The sequence below is a fragment of the Rhizobium mesoamericanum STM3625 genome (assembly GCF_000312665.1).
Classification (GTDB): domain Bacteria; phylum Pseudomonadota; class Alphaproteobacteria; order Rhizobiales; family Rhizobiaceae; genus Rhizobium; species Rhizobium mesoamericanum.
Genome location: NZ_HF536772.1, coordinates 2,047,119 through 2,062,771 on the forward strand (window position 1 = coordinate 2,047,119; position 15,653 = coordinate 2,062,771).

General features: G+C 58.0%; 17 protein-coding genes. 14 read left to right on the forward strand and 3 right to left on the reverse strand.

The window, feature by feature from the left end; translation table 11 throughout:
- Positions 1-23 precede the first annotated feature (23 nt).
- Positions 24-2,096 carry a lytic transglycosylase domain-containing protein gene (locus BN77_RS09920; RefSeq protein WP_007531165.1) on the reverse strand — a complete coding sequence of 691 codons (2,073 nt, stop codon included), beginning with the start codon at positions 2,094-2,096 and terminating at the stop codon, positions 24-26.
- Between the two features lie 213 nt (positions 2,097-2,309).
- Here BN77_RS09920 and dapA point away from each other — a divergent pair, with 213 nt between their 5' ends.
- Positions 2,310-3,194, forward strand: coding sequence for a 4-hydroxy-tetrahydrodipicolinate synthase (gene dapA / locus BN77_RS09925; RefSeq protein WP_007531168.1), 885 nt, complete (start codon positions 2,310-2,312; stop codon positions 3,192-3,194).
- Positions 3,195-3,297: 103 nt separating this feature from the next.
- Positions 3,298-3,777 (forward strand): SsrA-binding protein SmpB, encoded by a 480-nt coding sequence (gene smpB / locus BN77_RS09930; protein ID WP_007531170.1) that lies wholly within the window; start codon positions 3,298-3,300, stop codon positions 3,775-3,777.
- A 35-nt stretch (positions 3,778-3,812) separates the two neighbouring features.
- Here the strand turns inward: smpB and BN77_RS09935 are convergent, their stop codons facing one another.
- Entirely contained in the window at positions 3,813-4,394 is a 582-nt protein-coding gene (locus BN77_RS09935; RefSeq protein WP_007531172.1) for a LabA-like NYN domain-containing protein, read from the reverse strand.
- A 285-nt stretch (positions 4,395-4,679) separates the two neighbouring features.
- On the opposite strand from BN77_RS09935, the gene rpoZ reads away from it, so the two are divergent.
- From rpoZ to BN77_RS09990, 12 genes are all read left to right on the forward strand, one after another.
- Entirely contained in the window at positions 4,680-5,084 is a 405-nt protein-coding gene (rpoZ, locus tag BN77_RS09940; RefSeq protein WP_007531175.1) for a DNA-directed RNA polymerase subunit omega, read from the forward strand.
- A gap of 100 nt (positions 5,085-5,184) precedes the next feature.
- The gene (locus BN77_RS09945; RefSeq protein ID WP_007531177.1) at positions 5,185-7,428 is read left to right on the forward strand and encodes a RelA/SpoT family protein; all 2,244 of its coding nucleotides are present in this window, start codon (positions 5,185-5,187) and stop codon (positions 7,426-7,428) included.
- 173 nt (positions 7,429-7,601) lie between these two features.
- A complete protein-coding gene (locus tag BN77_RS32020) occupies positions 7,602-7,751 on the forward strand; it encodes a DUF3563 family protein (protein ID WP_081593537.1) in 150 nt (49 codons plus the stop codon).
- Positions 7,752-7,893: 142 nt separating this feature from the next.
- A complete protein-coding gene (locus tag BN77_RS09950; protein ID WP_040677013.1) occupies positions 7,894-8,478 on the forward strand; it encodes a DUF2062 domain-containing protein in 585 nt (194 codons plus the stop codon).
- Positions 8,475-8,891 carry a holo-ACP synthase gene (gene acpS, locus BN77_RS09955; RefSeq protein WP_007531181.1) on the forward strand — a complete coding sequence of 139 codons (417 nt, stop codon included), beginning with the start codon at positions 8,475-8,477 and terminating at the stop codon, positions 8,889-8,891. Before BN77_RS09950 ends, acpS begins: the two co-directional genes overlap by 4 nt.
- Positions 8,892-8,994: 103 nt before the next feature.
- Entirely contained in the window at positions 8,995-9,738 is a 744-nt protein-coding gene (gene lepB / locus BN77_RS09960) for a signal peptidase I (RefSeq protein WP_007531183.1), read from the forward strand.
- On the forward strand, positions 9,735-10,454 hold the full coding sequence (rnc, locus tag BN77_RS09965) for a ribonuclease III (protein ID WP_007531185.1): 720 nt from the start codon (positions 9,735-9,737) through the stop codon (positions 10,452-10,454). Before lepB ends, rnc begins: the two co-directional genes overlap by 4 nt.
- A gap of 8 nt (positions 10,455-10,462) precedes the next feature.
- The gene (gene era, locus BN77_RS09970) at positions 10,463-11,401 is read left to right on the forward strand and encodes a GTPase Era (protein ID WP_007531187.1); all 939 of its coding nucleotides are present in this window, start codon (positions 10,463-10,465) and stop codon (positions 11,399-11,401) included.
- 128 nt (positions 11,402-11,529) lie between these two features.
- Positions 11,530-12,282 carry a Crp/Fnr family transcriptional regulator gene (locus BN77_RS09975; RefSeq protein WP_007531189.1) on the forward strand — a complete coding sequence of 251 codons (753 nt, stop codon included), beginning with the start codon at positions 11,530-11,532 and terminating at the stop codon, positions 12,280-12,282.
- Between the two features lie 229 nt (positions 12,283-12,511).
- Positions 12,512-12,874 carry a response regulator gene (locus BN77_RS09980; protein WP_007531191.1) on the forward strand — a complete coding sequence of 121 codons (363 nt, stop codon included), beginning with the start codon at positions 12,512-12,514 and terminating at the stop codon, positions 12,872-12,874.
- A 68-nt stretch (positions 12,875-12,942) separates the two neighbouring features.
- Complete coding sequence (gene recO, locus BN77_RS09985) at positions 12,943-13,701, forward strand: DNA repair protein RecO (protein WP_007531194.1); 759 nt, start codon at positions 12,943-12,945, stop codon at positions 13,699-13,701.
- Between the two features lie 102 nt (positions 13,702-13,803).
- Positions 13,804-14,802 carry an aldo/keto reductase gene (locus BN77_RS09990; RefSeq protein WP_007531196.1) on the forward strand — a complete coding sequence of 333 codons (999 nt, stop codon included), beginning with the start codon at positions 13,804-13,806 and terminating at the stop codon, positions 14,800-14,802.
- Here the strand turns inward: BN77_RS09990 and BN77_RS09995 are convergent.
- The gene (locus BN77_RS09995) at positions 14,799-15,653 is read right to left on the reverse strand and encodes an MOSC domain-containing protein (protein ID WP_007531198.1); all 855 of its coding nucleotides are present in this window, start codon (positions 15,651-15,653) and stop codon (positions 14,799-14,801) included. The two genes, BN77_RS09990 and BN77_RS09995, sit on opposite strands and share 4 nt — an antisense overlap.

A 15,653-nucleotide genomic window follows, 5' to 3' on the forward strand; every position in this document is an offset into this window, starting at 1 on the left:
TCGGCCTTATTCGCAAATCCCGATCAGGACGCGCGGCCGCCGGTCAGGTCACGGACGATGTCACTCGGCTGCCCGAGACGCGCTTTGTACACCTCGTAATTCTCCATCACCCTTTGCACATAGTTGCGCGTCTCGGGGAAGGGGATCCGCTCGATCCAGTCGACGATGGCGTCGATCGACTGGCCGCGTGGGTCGCCGTAACGGCCGATCCATTCGGGCACTCGCTTGGGGCCCGCGTTGTAGGCGATAAAGGTCATGATGTAGGAGCCGCCAAAAGCGTCGATCTGTTCGCCGAGATAGTGCGCCCCCAGTGTGGCATTGTAGCCGGCGTCCGCCGTCAGCCGGTCCTTGGAATAGGCAATGTTGTGACGCTTGGCGACAGCCTTCGCAGTTCCCGGCAATATCTGCAACAGCCCGCGAGCATCTGCGGCTGAAACGGCGGCTGGATCGAAAGCACTTTCCTGGCGGGCGATCGCGTAAGCGAGCGCCTTGCCGGAACCGGAGATGTTGGCATTGGTCGGAATGACCCCAAGAGGGAATGCGAGAGCCGCGACATCGACGCCACGGGAATAGGCGATCTTGCCGACCTGCAGGGACAGATGGTGATCGCCTGAACGTTCCGCTTGCGCACTCAGAACCGCAAGCTCACCGGGGCTTTGCAGTTGTTCGGCGAGTGCCAGGTACAGGTCCTTGGCCCGCCAGCTATGGCCGGCGGCCTCAAGACGGCTAATCGCCTGTACGGCTTCCCGTGCGAGATAGCGCTGGCGGTCTGCCTGGCTGGGTGAAGGGTAAGCCACATTCAACGTCTTGCGGCCGAGCTTGTCGCTGGCGAGTTGCCCATAGAAGGTCGTCGGATAGCTGGCGGCCTTGTCGTAGAACTCAGAAGCCTTCCCAGCCCCGCCGGCCTCGGCGGACCGTCCCATCCAGTACCAGGCGCGTGCCACGGAAATCGGCCCGCTGGAGAAATCGAGAATTTTGCGGAAATGAGCCTGTGCGGCCGCCGGATCCTGCAGGCCGCGCAGCGCATACCAGCCCGCATGGAACTCGGCCTCGACGATGTCGGTCGGCGTCGTTGCGGCGTAATTGGCAACGATCGTGTAGGCGGCCTTGAATTCCCCCTGGTCAACGAGGCCGCGGCTGACGATACGCTGCTCGTTCCACCACTCGCCGGCATTGACCAGTTCGTTTCGATTTCGAGGCATCTGCTGCAGCAGCTTGGCGGCTTCCTCATACTTCTCCTGTTTTCGCAGGTATTCGATGCGTGCGAAAAGGTAACCGGCATCGCCTTTCCATTGGCCGTCGACCGCTGCAAGAAGCGCACCAGCGTTCGGGGCCTTGCTGATGACGGCCGCCCAGGCCTTGTAGAGCGATTGAGCCTGACCCATGTCGCCAAAGCGCTTGGCCTGCGCGGCGCGGTTGCGATACATCAAAAAGTCCATTCGCGCCTTATGATCGGGCGAGGTCAGCAAACCGGAGAACTCGGCCAGAATCTTGTCTTCCGTCGACTTGTCCAGCGTCTCGCCGCGCCAAACCTTGCGAATGTATTTCGCCGCTTGGCTCTGCTTGCCGGTTGCAACGAGTGCACGCGAAAGGATCATCGCGCCCGAAGTCGTCTCCGGTGCACTCTGCCCGAAGGCTGCCAAGACGGCCGTTGGATCGGGGTTCTCATCGTAAAGGGCGCGTTCGGAATAGGCCCGCAGTTTCGAAAGCCCTGGCCATGCCTTGAGTTCCTGCGCCGCTGCTGCAATCTCCGTCGACGGAATGCCCTTCTGTCCGGAGACCGCAATCGCCCAGGTCAAAATGTGCCGGTCGAGCGTCCCGCGCTCCATGCCGTTGCGGATTGAGAGCGCCTGCAGGGGATTATTATCCGAAAGCGCATCCAGCCCTGACTTCAAATCGCTGCTGACGGGTGCCAATGCCTGGCTGCGCGGAATTGAGCCGGTCACGATTGACTCCGGCACCGACGTTTGTGGGACAAAACCGATCGGCTTTACGTCGGAAACGGGGGCGTTTTCATTCGGAAGTGACGACGCGACGCTGCTCCATGCGACGGCGGTAAAGCCAAGGGCGGACAGGATCAGGACTGCTCTCTTCATGGAACACTCACAACGAAAACACGCCCAACCATTTGGCGGGAGCCATCTTAACGAATGCTTACTAATGCCAGTAAACTTCGTTCACATTTGCTGTCGGAATTTGCCCTAAACCGATCCATGCGCGCTTGTCGCGGCGATTTCGCCGCACTATGGTGCCCCACCAATATTCAAGGAATGCGGCCGAAGCGTGAATTTGGCCATGAGGAGTTCTGCATGTTCCAGGGATCCATTCCCGCTCTCGTCACTCCCTTCACCGATGCTGGACAAGTGGATGAAGCTTCGTTCGCAAGCCATGTCGACTGGCAGATCAAGGAAGGTAGCAGCGGTCTCGTTCCGGTCGGCACGACCGGTGAATCTCCGACGCTGTCGCATGCCGAGCATAAACGGGTCGTGGAACTTTGCATCGAAGCCGCAGCCAAGCGCGTGCCCGTGATGGCCGGCGCCGGTTCGAACAATACGCGTGAAGCAATTGAGCTTGCTCAGCATGCCGAGAAGGCGGGGGCGGATGCGATCCTTGTTGTCACGCCCTACTATAACAAGCCGACCCAGAAGGGTTTGATCGCGCATTTTTCGGCAATTGCAGAGGCTGTGCAACTACCGATTTATATTTACAATATCCCTGGCCGCTCGGTGGTTGATATGACACCCGAAACGATGGGCGCACTTGCCAAGGCACACTCCAACATCGTTGGCGTCAAGGATGCGACCGGCAAGATCGAACGCGTTTCCGAGCAGCGTCTGACTTGCGGCAAGGAGTTCAAGCAGTTGTCCGGCGAGGATGCGACCGCGCTTGGTTTCAATGCTCATGGTGGTGTCGGATGCATCTCGGTCACTGCAAACGTGGCGCCGCGTCTTTGCGCGGAGTTCCAGGCCGCGACGCTTGCCGGTAACTACTCAAAGGCGCTGGAATATCAGGATCGCCTGATGCCGCTGCACAAGGCGATCTTCATGGAGCCCGGCCTTTGCGGAGCAAAGTATGGCTTGGCAAAGTTGGGGCGCATGAGCCGTAATGTGCGTTCGCCGTTGGTATCGACGTTGGAGCCTGCCACGGAAGCGGCGATCGACGCCGCAATGCGCCATGCCGGGTTGCTGAACTAAGGCAATCCGCTCGACCTGCCTTCACAGGAGGCCGATGTTCCCGTACATAAAAGGAAAGAGATAACGGCGCGACAGTCGCGCCCTTGAGCATTTGGAATGTGTTATGGCCCCCAAAGGCAGCGAGCGCGTGGTCAAGAGGATCGTGGCGGAAAACCGCAAGGCGCGCTTCAACTACGAAATCATCGATACCTACGAAGCCGGCCTCGTGCTCAAGGGCACCGAAGTCAAGTCGCTGCGCGAAGGCAAGGCCAATATCGCGGAATCCTATGCCTCGGACGAGGACGGCGAGATCTGGCTGATCAATTCCTACCTGCCCGAATATCTGCAGGCAAATCGCTTCAATCACGAGCCGCGTCGGCGCCGCAAGCTTCTCCTTTCCAGCCGTGAGATCAATCGCTTGCGGGCCGGGATCAACCGTGAAGGCATGACCTTGATCCCGTTGAAGATATATTTCAACGATCGCGGCCGCGCAAAGATGGAGCTGGCGCTCGCCAAGGGCAAGAAGCTTCACGACAAGCGAGAGTCGGAGAAGGAGCGCGATTGGAACCGCCAAAAGAGCCGTCTTCTCAAGGATAACGGTTAGGCAACATCCGGGCCGGCATTCCTGCCGAATTCGGCCTAACCTTCCAGATCGGTTGGCGCTGCTGCTTCCGTCGGCCGCGGCGGCCGCTCCGAAGGATCGCGCCCGATCTCGCTCTTCAAGGATAGAAGGTCTATGAAATGATCGGCCTGCCGACGCAGGTCGTCAGCAATCATCGGAGGTTGGGTTGCCATCGTTGAGATGACCGAAACCTTTCGGCCCTTGCGCTGCAGCGCCTCCACGAGCGTCGTGAAATCTCCGTCGCCGGAAAAGATGACGAGATGGTCGACAGTTTCCGATTGCTCCATGGCGTCGATCGCAAGCTCTATGTCCATGTTGCCCTTGATCTTCCGTCGGCCCATCGAATCCGTGAACTCTTTGGCCGGCTTCGTCACGACCTTATATCCGTTGTAGTCCAGCCAATCGATCAGCGGGCGAATGGAGGAATATTCCTGATCCTCGATTAGCGCCGTGTAGTAGTAGGCGCGCAAAAGATAGCCGCGTTTCTGGAATGCCTTCAGCAGCTTGCGGTAGTCGATATCGAAACCCAAACTTTTGGACGCAGCGTAGAGGTTGGCGCCATCGATAAAAAGGGCAATTTTTTCGCGTGGATCAAACATCGCGTACCAATCCAATGTGAGCAATCTTAGCGCTTCCGTCAAAAACCCAAAAAAACAAAGGGTTATGCGACCGCCTAGAACAATTCTTACTTTATGAACTATTCATATAAGAAAGATTTAGGGCACGATTCGCGATATTCCAAGCAACTTTTGGTGGAAATCCGCTTTCGTTTCAAAATTTGCCGCCGATGCCGGTTGACGCTTGGCGCAATGAAAACTTGAATTTGCCCGGTTTTAATTGTATCGGGCGTGTTAATCCCGAGATCCCGACGTAAAGGACAGGCAATGGCCCGTGTCACCGTAGAAGACTGCATTGATAAAGTTGAGAACCGCTTCGAGCTGGTTCTGCTTGCCAGCCACCGTGCCCGGCTAATTTCCCAGGGCGCTTCGATCACCATCGATCGTGACAACGATAAGAACCCCGTTGTGGCCCTTCGCGAGATTGCCGATGAGACGCTTTCTCCTGACGATCTCAAGGAGGATCTGATCCACTCGCTGCAGAAGCATGTCGAAATCGACGAGCCCGAGCCCGATCCGGCGAGCCTCATCGCTGCCGGTGGTGTTGCGGCGGCCGACAGCGAAGAGCAGGACGATCTGCCGGAAACGATCACTTTCGACCAGATGTCGGAAGAAGAGCTTCTCGCGGGCATCGAAGGCCTGGTTCCGCCGGAAAAGAGCGACGATTACTAATCGTCAACCTTGCACCATTATAGCTTCGGCATATTATTGCATATCATGTGCGCCAATCCGTGATTGGCGCGCTTTTCTTTTTTAATGGAGCGGTTTCGGGATGATGCGGCAGTACGAGCTCGTGGAGCGGGTTCAGAAATACAAGCCCGATGCCAACGAAGCACTGCTGAACAAAGCCTACGTCTATGCAATGCAAAAGCATGGACAACAAAAGCGTGCGAGCGGGGACCCCTACATCTCGCATCCGCTGGAAGTTGCCGCCATCTTGACAGACATGCACCTGGATGAGTCAACGATTGCGGTCGCGCTTCTTCATGACACAATCGAGGATACGACGGCAACGCGTGCCGAGATCGACGAACTCTTCGGTGAGGATATCGGCCGGCTGGTCGAGGGGCTGACGAAGATCAAGAAACTCGATCTCGTCACCAAGAAGGCAAAACAGGCCGAAAACCTCCGCAAGCTGCTTCTCGCCATCTCCGACGACGTGCGTGTGCTCCTCGTCAAGCTCGCCGACCGTCTGCACAACATGCGCACGCTTGATCACATGTCACCGGAAAAGCGCGCGCGCATTTCCGAAGAAACCATGGATATCTATGCGCCGCTAGCCGGACGCATGGGTATGCAAGACATGCGCGAGGAGTTGGAAGATCTCTCGTTCCGCCACATCAACCCCGAGGCCTACGAGACCGTCACCCGGCGGCTCGAGGAGTTGTCGAAGCGCAATGAAGGTCTGGTCAAGAAGATCGAGACCGAATTGGGTGATCTGCTCGTCGCAAACGGGCTGACCGACGCCATCGTCAAGGGGCGCCAAAAGAAGCCTTACTCGGTGTTCCGCAAGATGCAGTCGAAGTCGCTGTCCTTCGAACAGCTTTCGGATGTCTATGGCTTCCGCATCATCGTCGACGATATTCCGGCCTGCTACAGGGCTCTTGGAATTGTGCATACCCGCTGGCGCGTCGTGCCCGGACGCTTCAAGGACTATATTTCGACGCCGAAGCAGAACGACTATCGTTCACTGCATACGACGATCGTCGGCCCCTCCCGCCAGCGTATCGAGCTGCAGATCCGTACCAAGCGCATGCACGAGATCGCGGAATTTGGTATCGCCGCCCACACGCTCTACAAGGATGGCGCTTCAACGTCAGACAACGATATCCTTTCTCGCGAATCCAATGCCTATTCCTGGCTGCGTCATACGATTGAGGCGCTTGCAGAAGGAGACAGCCCCGAGGAATTCCTCGAGCACACCAAGCTCGAACTGTTCCAGGACCAAGTTTTTTGCTTCACACCGAAGGGCAAGCTCATTGCGCTTCCGCGCGGGGCAACGCCGATCGACTTTGCCTATGCCGTTCACACAAATATCGGCGACACGACGGTGGGTGCGAAGATTAACGGTCGCATCATGCCGCTCGTGACGCGACTGGCCAATGGCGACGAGGTCGAGATCATTCGCTCCGGCGTGCAAGTGCCGCCGGCTGCGTGGGAAGAGATCGTGGTGACCGGCAAGGCGAGGGCGGCAATCCGCCGGGCTACCCGACTGGCCATTCGCAAGCAGTATGCCGGCCTCGGCCACCGCATTCTGGAGCGCACCTTCGAGCGAGCAGGCAAGATCTTCTCGCGCGATGCGATGAAGCCGGCGCTCCATCGCCTTGGGCAAAAAGATGTCGAAGACGCCATCGCCGCTGTCGGTCGTGGCGAGATGTCGTCGCTCGACGTCTTGCGCGCTGTTTATCCAGATCATCTGGAAGAGCGCGTGACCGCAAAACCGAGCGGCGACGACGGGTGGTTCAACGTTCGCAGTGCGTCCGGCATGATCTTCAAGATCCCGGGCAAGCCGAAGTCGGGCATCGACGGCTCTGAACTAAAGACCGATATCGATATGGATACGATGCCGATCCGCGGCATTTCCAGCAATGTCGATGTGCAATTTGCGCCGACCGGTGCCGTACCCGGTGACCGTATCGTCGGGATCATGAATACGACCGAGAAGGGCAATCGCATCACGATCTATCCGATCCAGTCGCCGACGCTGCAGCGCTTCGATGATCAGCCTGACCGCTGGATCGATGTTCGCTGGGATCTCGATGAGGCCAACAAATCCCGTTTTATGGCCCGCATCATGGTCAATGCCTTGAATGAGCCGGGCACGTTGGCAAAACTCGCCCAGACTGTTGCTGGTGTCGACGTTAATATTCGGGTGTTCAATACGGTGCGTGTCGCGACAGACTTTACCGAAATGACGCTCGACGTCGAGGTTTGGGACCTTCGGCAGCTCAATCAGCTACTTGCCCAGTTGAAGGATCTGGAGTGCGTCGCAACTGTCCGCCGGCTTTACGAGTAGGTCGGCGACAACGTCTGCACATTTTGTGATCGTTTTGTGGGCGAAATCGCACCGATATAAGGCGATGTATGCACTCAGTGCATGGCTGCGCTCATGTTAGAGCGTTGGTAATTGCTGTCGCGAGCGCCTATCTTCCAGTCATCAGAAAATGAACAGAAGATGAGGTAAGAGAAATGTTTACTCCTATCAAGAAGATTGCTCGCGCGCTGCGTGCTCCGACTGCCGAAGAACGCGAGATGGCTTACCTGAACGGCTCGTTTGACCGTATCGATCTTGAGTATCGTCAGCGTCAGGTTGATCGCGGCCTTTTCCGTTCCCGTTAATATCGGAACTATACTTGAAGAATGGAAGGGGGCGTATTGCATATCGCGCCCCTGGTGAGTGCTCAGTCTGCAGTGATCAAATAATGACTGAGATGGTTTGACGCTCTTGTCACGCTGGTGCGGGTTGCACTACATACGCGCCATGTTGTTCCGACGTCGAAAACCTGCTGGATTTCTTGAAAAGCTGCGTGAGTTGTTGTGGCCCCGAAAGGGATTCTTGCGGCCGCTCCGCTATCTCACGATGCGTGTTCTGCGCCTGACGGCGTCGCCGCACGCCGTCGCCATGGGTGTCGCGGCAGGGACCTTCGTGTCCTGGACGCCGTTTATTGGCGTTCATTTCATCATGGCCTTCGTGCTCAGTTATCTCTTCTCCGGCAATATGGTTGCCGCCGCTCTTGGTTGCGCGGCTTTCGGCAATCCGCTGACGTATCCGTTTATCTGGGGAGCAACCTGGGAGATCGGTCACCTACTGCTCGCGCGTCAGGATACGATGCAGGGCCATTCAATTGACCTCGGTGCCCTGTTCCATGAGCTGCACTTCAGCGAGCTCTGGCGCCCCGTACTTGAGCCGATGCTTGTCGGTTCCATCCCCCCGGCACTTTTGACCTCGGTTATCGTGTACTTCGCAACCTTCTACGCCGTGAAAGGCTTCCAGGCGCGCCGCCGCGAACGCCTGATGACGCGTGCCCGGGCGCGGCTGTCACATCCAGCGCAGGAAACTGTATGATCATCGGTATCGGCAGCGATCTCATCGACATCCGGCGGGTGGAAAAATCCCTCGAGCGCTTCGGCGAGCGCTTTACCAATCGCTGCTTCACCGAAGTCGAGCGGACAAAGTCCGATCGCCGTGCCAATCGTGCGGCCTCCTATGCAAAGCGCTTTGCCGCCAAGGAAGCCTGTTCCAAGGCTCTTGGAACAGGCATGGCGCAAGGGGTGTTCTGGAAAGATCTGGGCGTCGTGAACCTGCCGAGTGGCAAGCCGACGATGAGGCTGACCGGCGGGGCAGCCGAGATGCTGCAGTCGCTGCTGCCGGCTGGCCACAAGGCTGCCATTCATTTGACGATAACGGATGATTATCCGTTGGCGCAGGCTTTCGTCATTATCGAAGCGCTGCCGGAAAATGCTCGATCAGCGACGTAGAGTCGCTTTTAATGTTGGCGCCATTGCCGCAATCGGCCGAAGCCGCTAGAGAGAAGCAAAACAAGAGTTGCGCCCTTGGGGCGCATTGAAGGAATAAGACTGCGTGTCCGAAAAAGTCGAAACCAAGCCGAACGCCCTGTGGGAAAACATCAAGGTCATCGCCCAGGCGCTGATTTTGGCAATGGTTATCCGGACGGTATTTTTTCAACCGTTCACCATTCCGTCCGGCTCCATGATGCCGACTCTGCTTGTCGGCGACTACATCTTCGTCAACAAGTTCGCCTACGGCTATTCGAAGTATTCGTTGCCTTTCTCGCCGAACCTCTTCAGCGGCCGCATCTTCGCGAGCGAGCCGAAGCGTGGCGACATCGTCGTCTTCCGTTTCCCTCCGAACCCCGATGTTGATTACATCAAGCGTCTGGTCGGGCTTCCAGGCGATCACATTCAGGTTAAGGACGGCGTTCTTTATGTGAACGGCAAGCCGGTTCCGAAGGTGCCGGATGGTACGTTCAATTCCGATTATGCCCAGGACCCGGGCCAGGACGTGCCGGTGTTTCGCGAGACGCTGGAAAACGGCGTCAGCTACGATACCCTGGACCAGTCCCCAGTTTCACGTGGCGACAACACCCGTGAATTCATCGTTCCTGAAGGTCACTACTTCATGATGGGCGATAATCGTGACAATTCGCTCGACAGCCGCTTCGATGTTGGCTTCGTGCCTGCCGAAAACCTGGTCGGTCGCGCCAGCGTTATCTTCTTCTCGCTGGGCAATGACACCTCGTTCCGCGAGATCTGGAAGTGGCCGACGAACATGCGTTGGGATCGTCTTTTCAAGGGCGTTGAATGAGTAAGGCGCAGGCGCTCTCGGCGGCGGATCGGACACGGCTCGAAGCCCTGATCGGTCATGCGTTCCTCGAGAAAGAGCGGCTGGACCGGGCCTTGACGCATGCGAGTGCCCGCACGCAAAAGGGCGGCAACTACGAGCGATTGGAATTTCTTGGCGACCGGGTGCTTGGCCTTTGTGTCGCCGAACTGCTCTTCCGCACGTTCGGGGCGGCGACCGAGGGTGAACTTTCAGTGCGCCTCAATCAGCTCGTCAGTGCCGACACCTGCGCTGAGGTGGCCGATGAACTCGGCCTGCACTACTTCATTCGCACCGGCGCCGACGTCAAGAAGCTGACCGGAAAGCGCATGATGAATGTCCGGGCCGATGTGGTCGAAAGCCTCATTGCGGCGATCTACCTCGACGCCGGTCTTGAGGTCGCGCGGCGCTTTATCCTGAAGTTCTGGGAGAAGCGGGCAGCCCGCGCCGACGGTGCACGGCGCGACGCAAAGACCGAGCTGCAGGAATGGTCGCATGCCAAGTTCGGTGTCACGCCGATCTACCGGGTTGAAGAACGCACGGGACCGGATCATGATCCGCGCTTTACGGTGACGGTGGAGGTCGCAGGTGTTCAGCCCGAGACGGGCATCGAACGTTCAAAGCGAGCTGCAGAGCAGGTCGCGGCCACACGAATGCTGGAACGCGAAGGCATTTGGCAGAAACCCTCTGCCGGAAACTGACGGGATAAATGACGGAAGAACACGATATGGCGAATGACGCCCCTGAAACTGCGGGTGCGACACGGTCGGGCTTCGTTGCGCTGATTGGGCCGACCAATGCCGGTAAGTCGACGCTGGTCAACCGCCTCGTCGGCGCCAAGGTCTCGATTGTCAGCCACAAGGTGCAGACGACCCGCGCGATCGTGCGCGGCATCGCAATCCATGACAACGCGCAGATTGTGTTTATGGATACACCTGGTATTTTCAAGCCGCGCCGGCGGCTTGACCGCGCCATGGTCACGTCGGCCTGGGGCGGCGCGAAGGATGCCGACCTGATCATGTTGCTGATTGATAGCGAGCGCGGTCTGCGCGGCGATGCTGAAGCCATACTGGAAGGTCTAAAGGACGTCCACCAGCCAAAGATCCTTGTTCTGAACAAGATCGACCGCGTCAAGCGCGAGGACTTGCTGGCGCTTGCTGCTGCCGCAAACCAGAATATCGCTTTCGATCAGACCTTCATGATCTCGGCAGAAAACGGCTCCGGCTGCGACGACCTCATGAACTATCTGGCCAAGACGCTACCGGAAGGCCCGTGGTATTACCCGGAAGACCAGATTTCCGATCTTCCGATGCGCCAGCTTGCGGCCGAGATCACGCGCGAGAAACTTTTCCTGCGCCTGCATCAGGAGCTTCCCTATTCGTCGCATGTCGAGACGGAAAAGTGGGAGGAGCGCAAGGACGGCTCAGTGCGGATCGAGCAGGTCATCTATGTCGAGCGCGACAGCCAAAAGAAGATCGCCCTCGGCAAGGGTGGCGAAACGATCAAGGCGATCTCGTCGGCGTCGCGTCGCGAGCTTTGCGAAATCCTCGAGCAGCCCGTTCATCTCTTCCTGTTCGTGAAGGTTCGCGAAAACTGGGGCGATGATCCGGAGCGGTTCCGCGAGATGGGCCTGGATTTCCCACGATAGGCGGAACCTCTACGCCTTTGTTTTTGTGGTAAAAATGCTTTCAGAGTGGAACAATCGCTGGTGCTTGCGTGTTCCTATGCAAATGTGCTGCCGCTGCCGGCTCGCGTTCTTTGAGCATAGGGACCTCCATGACGACTGCGTGGCCTTCCCACTCCTTCAAAACGCCTTGCGAGCGCTGTCCGCTACGTGCCAACCCGTCGTTCAGGGAGTTCAACAGCGAGGAGCTCGACTTCGTTTCGAAGTTCAAGAAAGGAGAGCTGACTGTGGATCCCGGCGCCACGATACTCGTCGAGGGCGCGCACAGTGCGCATTTGTTCACCGTTCTCTCTGGCTGGGGTTTTCGCTACAAGGCATTGGAGGATGGGCGTCGGCAAATACTGAATTATGTGATGCCGGGCGATCTGGTTGGTCTCCAGGGAACCATTGCGGGGGAAATGCAGCATTCCGTCGAAGCGTTGTCACCTGTGTCGCTTTGCGTCTTCGAGCGCGACAAGCTAATGACCCTCTACAACAAGCATGCATCCCTGGCTTTCGACATCACCTGGATTGCCGCCCAGGAGGAGCGTATCCTCGACGAACATCTGTTGAGCATTGGCCGCCGGACGGCGCTCGAACGGGCCGCCTATCTCATCGCCTTTCTCTTTGAGCGCGGGAAGGCGTTAAAGCTCTTCAACAGTCATGCGTCGATTCCGATCACGCAGCAGCATGTGGCAGACACGTTGGGGCTTTCGATTGTCCATACCAACAAGACATTGAAAAAACTTGCTAATCGCAATCTTATCCGCTGGCAGGAGCGCACCTGCGAGGTGCTTGACGGCGACGGCCTGATGGCTGCCGCCGGCTGGGAGGGACCCGGGAAGAAAGTCCGTCCATTCATATGATACGTGCCGCCTCTATGTCTTTTTTAAATGCACATCATCCGAAGTGGACTTAAGGTCCCTTTTGCCATCTTTCTTCCTGCTTGCTTTTTATCGACGCGAAACAAAAAAGCGGCTATGCAAGCTAAGCGGTAAATGGTCGTAGGCCAATGAGCCATAGGGGTCAGAGGTGGAAATCCGGGAAATGCAGCGCCGAGCGTCTTAGATGACACTCAGCAGGGGCCAATTGGGTATGAAGGCAAACCGTGTTCTGGTCCTTGAGGACAGTTTGATCATCGCGATGGAGGCGGAGGATATTCTGCGCCAGGTGGGTGTGGAAGCGATAGGCATCGCCAGCAGTCTCGAGCAGGCGATGGAGGCGACCATGCGCGAAACCTTCGATTTCGCCCTGCTGGACGTCAACCTTGGCGAAGTCATGAGTTTCGATTTTGCCCGTCATCTAGCGAGGATTCGCATCCCTTTCGGGTTTGTGAGCGGCTATTCCGATACGAAGGACTTTCCCGAAGACCTTCGAAATGTGCCGCTGCTCGTCAAGCCATTTGGCGAAACGGCGATGCGCGACTTCCTTCAAAAACTGTTCCCAGCGAGCTCCTGAACGCCTTTTTATGACAGAGCGTCGGTATTCCGCTACGATCGAATCGTAAAGTTCAGAGTTCTCTTCCGATGCAGTGGCACGACCGGGCAATTATCTTGGGCGTCAGGCGCCACGGCGAGACCAGCGTCATCGCCGAGGTGATGACGCGCGAGCGCGGCCGCTATCTCGGCATGGTCCGCTCCGGCCGGTCCCGGAGCATGCAGCCTGTTCTTCAGCCCGGCAATGAGGTCGAGATCACGTGGCGTGCGCGCCTTGATGAGCATCTTGGTGAGTTTCGTATCGAGCCATTGACTTTGCGGGCGGCGCGCCTGATGGAAACCGCGACTGGCGTCTATGGCGTGCAGGCTATGGGCGCGCTGTTGCGGTTGTTGCCGGAGCGCGATCCGCATCCGCATCTCTTCGAGGCACTCGAGGTCATCCTCGACAATCTCCACAACCCCGCCGATGCCGGTGAGCTTTTCGTTCGCTTCGAACTCGCGGTTCTCAACGATCTCGGTTTTGGCCTCGATTTGACCGAGTGCGCCGCGACCGGTGCTCGTTCCGACCTTGCTTATGTATCCCCAAAGTCAGGGAGGGCGGTCAGTCGGACTGCAGGTGCCCCCTGGGCGGACAAGATGCTGCTCCTGCCGCCATTTCTGAACAGTGAGGAAAACCGCGCAGCGGATATCGACAGCCTCAACGCCGCGTTCCGCCTGACGGCATTCTTCCTTCACCGCCATGTCTATGAGCCGCGTGGAGTGGAAGCAGCGGCCGCGCGCGAGGGCTTTGTACATGCGGCACTGAAAGCACTGAAGACAGTCGCCGCGCAGGACGGGCTCTCGGTCTGATCGCCCATTTTTCATTTTTGAAAAATATCATGCAGAGCAGGTGCTTTACGCGCCTCGCGCGCCTTCCTATTTCGATCGCATGCAGCAGCGAGGGAGTAGATGATGCTGACCAAGCCGGATGTGTTGACAACGATAAAGCTATGGAATGATTATGAAATACCCCGGTTGGGCATGGGATGCTGGGCAATCGGCGGCCCCTTCTATGCCGGCGATACACCGCTCGGGTGGGGCGAGGTCGATGACGAGGTATCCATCGCAGCCATTCATCGCGCGATCGAACTCGGCATCTGTTTCTTTGATACGGCCTCGAATTATGGGGCAGGACATTCAGAGGAAGTGCTCGGCCGCGCAATCGGGAACCGGAGCGACATTGTCATCGCGACAAAGTTCGGCTTTGCCACCGACCCTCAATCGAAGCAGGCAACAGGCGCCTTCGCCGATCCGGACTTTATCCGCCGCTCCGCCGAAACATCCCTACGCAGGTTAAAGCGGGATCGCCTCGATCTGCTTCAGTTTCATCTGAACGACTTTCCGCTGGAGCAGTCGAATGACGTCTTCGAAACCCTGGAGAAATTGCAAAGCGAGGGCAAGGTCGATGCCTTCGGCTGGAGTACGGATTATCCCGATCGTGCCGCGCGACATGCTAAGCGCCCCGGCTTCGTTTCCGTCCAGCATACGATGAACGTCTTCGAGCCGGTGCCCGACATGATTTCGGTAATTGAACGGTATGGACTGATCTCGATCAATCGCGGGCCGCTCGCGATGGGGTTGCTCAGTGGAAAATTCCGCGCCGAAACCAAAGTCGGCGATAAGGATGTTCGCGGCGCGAGCCTCGACTGGATGGTGTATTTCAAGGACGGCCGGATCGCGCCCGAATTTGCGGCGCGATTGGAGGCGGTTCGCGAGCTGCTGAAGTCTGACGGTCGAACTCTCACGCAAGGTGCTCTGGCATGGCTCTGGGCGCGCTCTCCCCGAACCCTGCCGATCCCGGGTTTCCGCACTGTGGCCCAGGTTGAAGAAAACGCCGGCGCGCTCGCCAAGGGCCCGCTATCTCAGGCGGTCATGGGTGAGATCGATGAGGCGCTTATGCTTCGGGCCTAGGCACGGTCGCGCACCTTGAAAGCCCAGCCTTCGGTCCTTTCCTCGATCACCTTGACCGGATCGCCGACAGCAATCCGACCGGTCCCGCGAGGAGTGACATTCCAGCCAAAGAGCGGACCGGGTACGCGCCGGTCCGCAGACATTCGAATGCGCCCCATGGCAGGCATCGGATTGGGCACGTCGCGTGATCCGCTTGACTGATCCTGCGTCGTCATGATGCAGCGTGAGCAGGGCTTGACGAGATCGAAACGAATCCCGCCGATCTCGACAGCCGCCCAGCGGTCTTCCGGCCAGGCCTCCTCGGTGTCGACGACGATGTTCGGCCGGAACCGATCCATCCCGACACAACCTTCGCTGTGTTTTTCAAGATCGGCATTCAGCGCCCGCAGGGAGCCGGTTGTCGTCAAAAGGATCTGGTAGCCATCAGCGAATGTGACCGGTGTACCTTCGCCGGCCCATTCCACGCTTGCAGAACGCCACGCGTCCTGATCGAAAAACACCAGTTTCACCGCTCGTCCAAGCCAGGTTGAAAGTTCGTCATTTACGGCGTCGTCGGCAACCGCGGCGTTGACGATGGACTTCCAGATCGAGACATCCATTCGCCGCGCGGCGTTGGGGATTTGCACAGTAATCTCCTGGCCACCCATGGTGAGGCGCAGCTCCGAAGTCCCGGGCTGCAGGGAAATGCGGGCTAACTCGGACAACTCGCGCTGTGTGATGAAGTGCCCGTCACGATCTGTGATCATCGCCCGCCGATCTCCCGGTAGGCCGAATGCGTCGATCTCGGTTGATGGTAGGGCAATGCCCCGGGCGCTCTTGAGCGGATAGATGAAAAGGTCGGCAATGCGCAT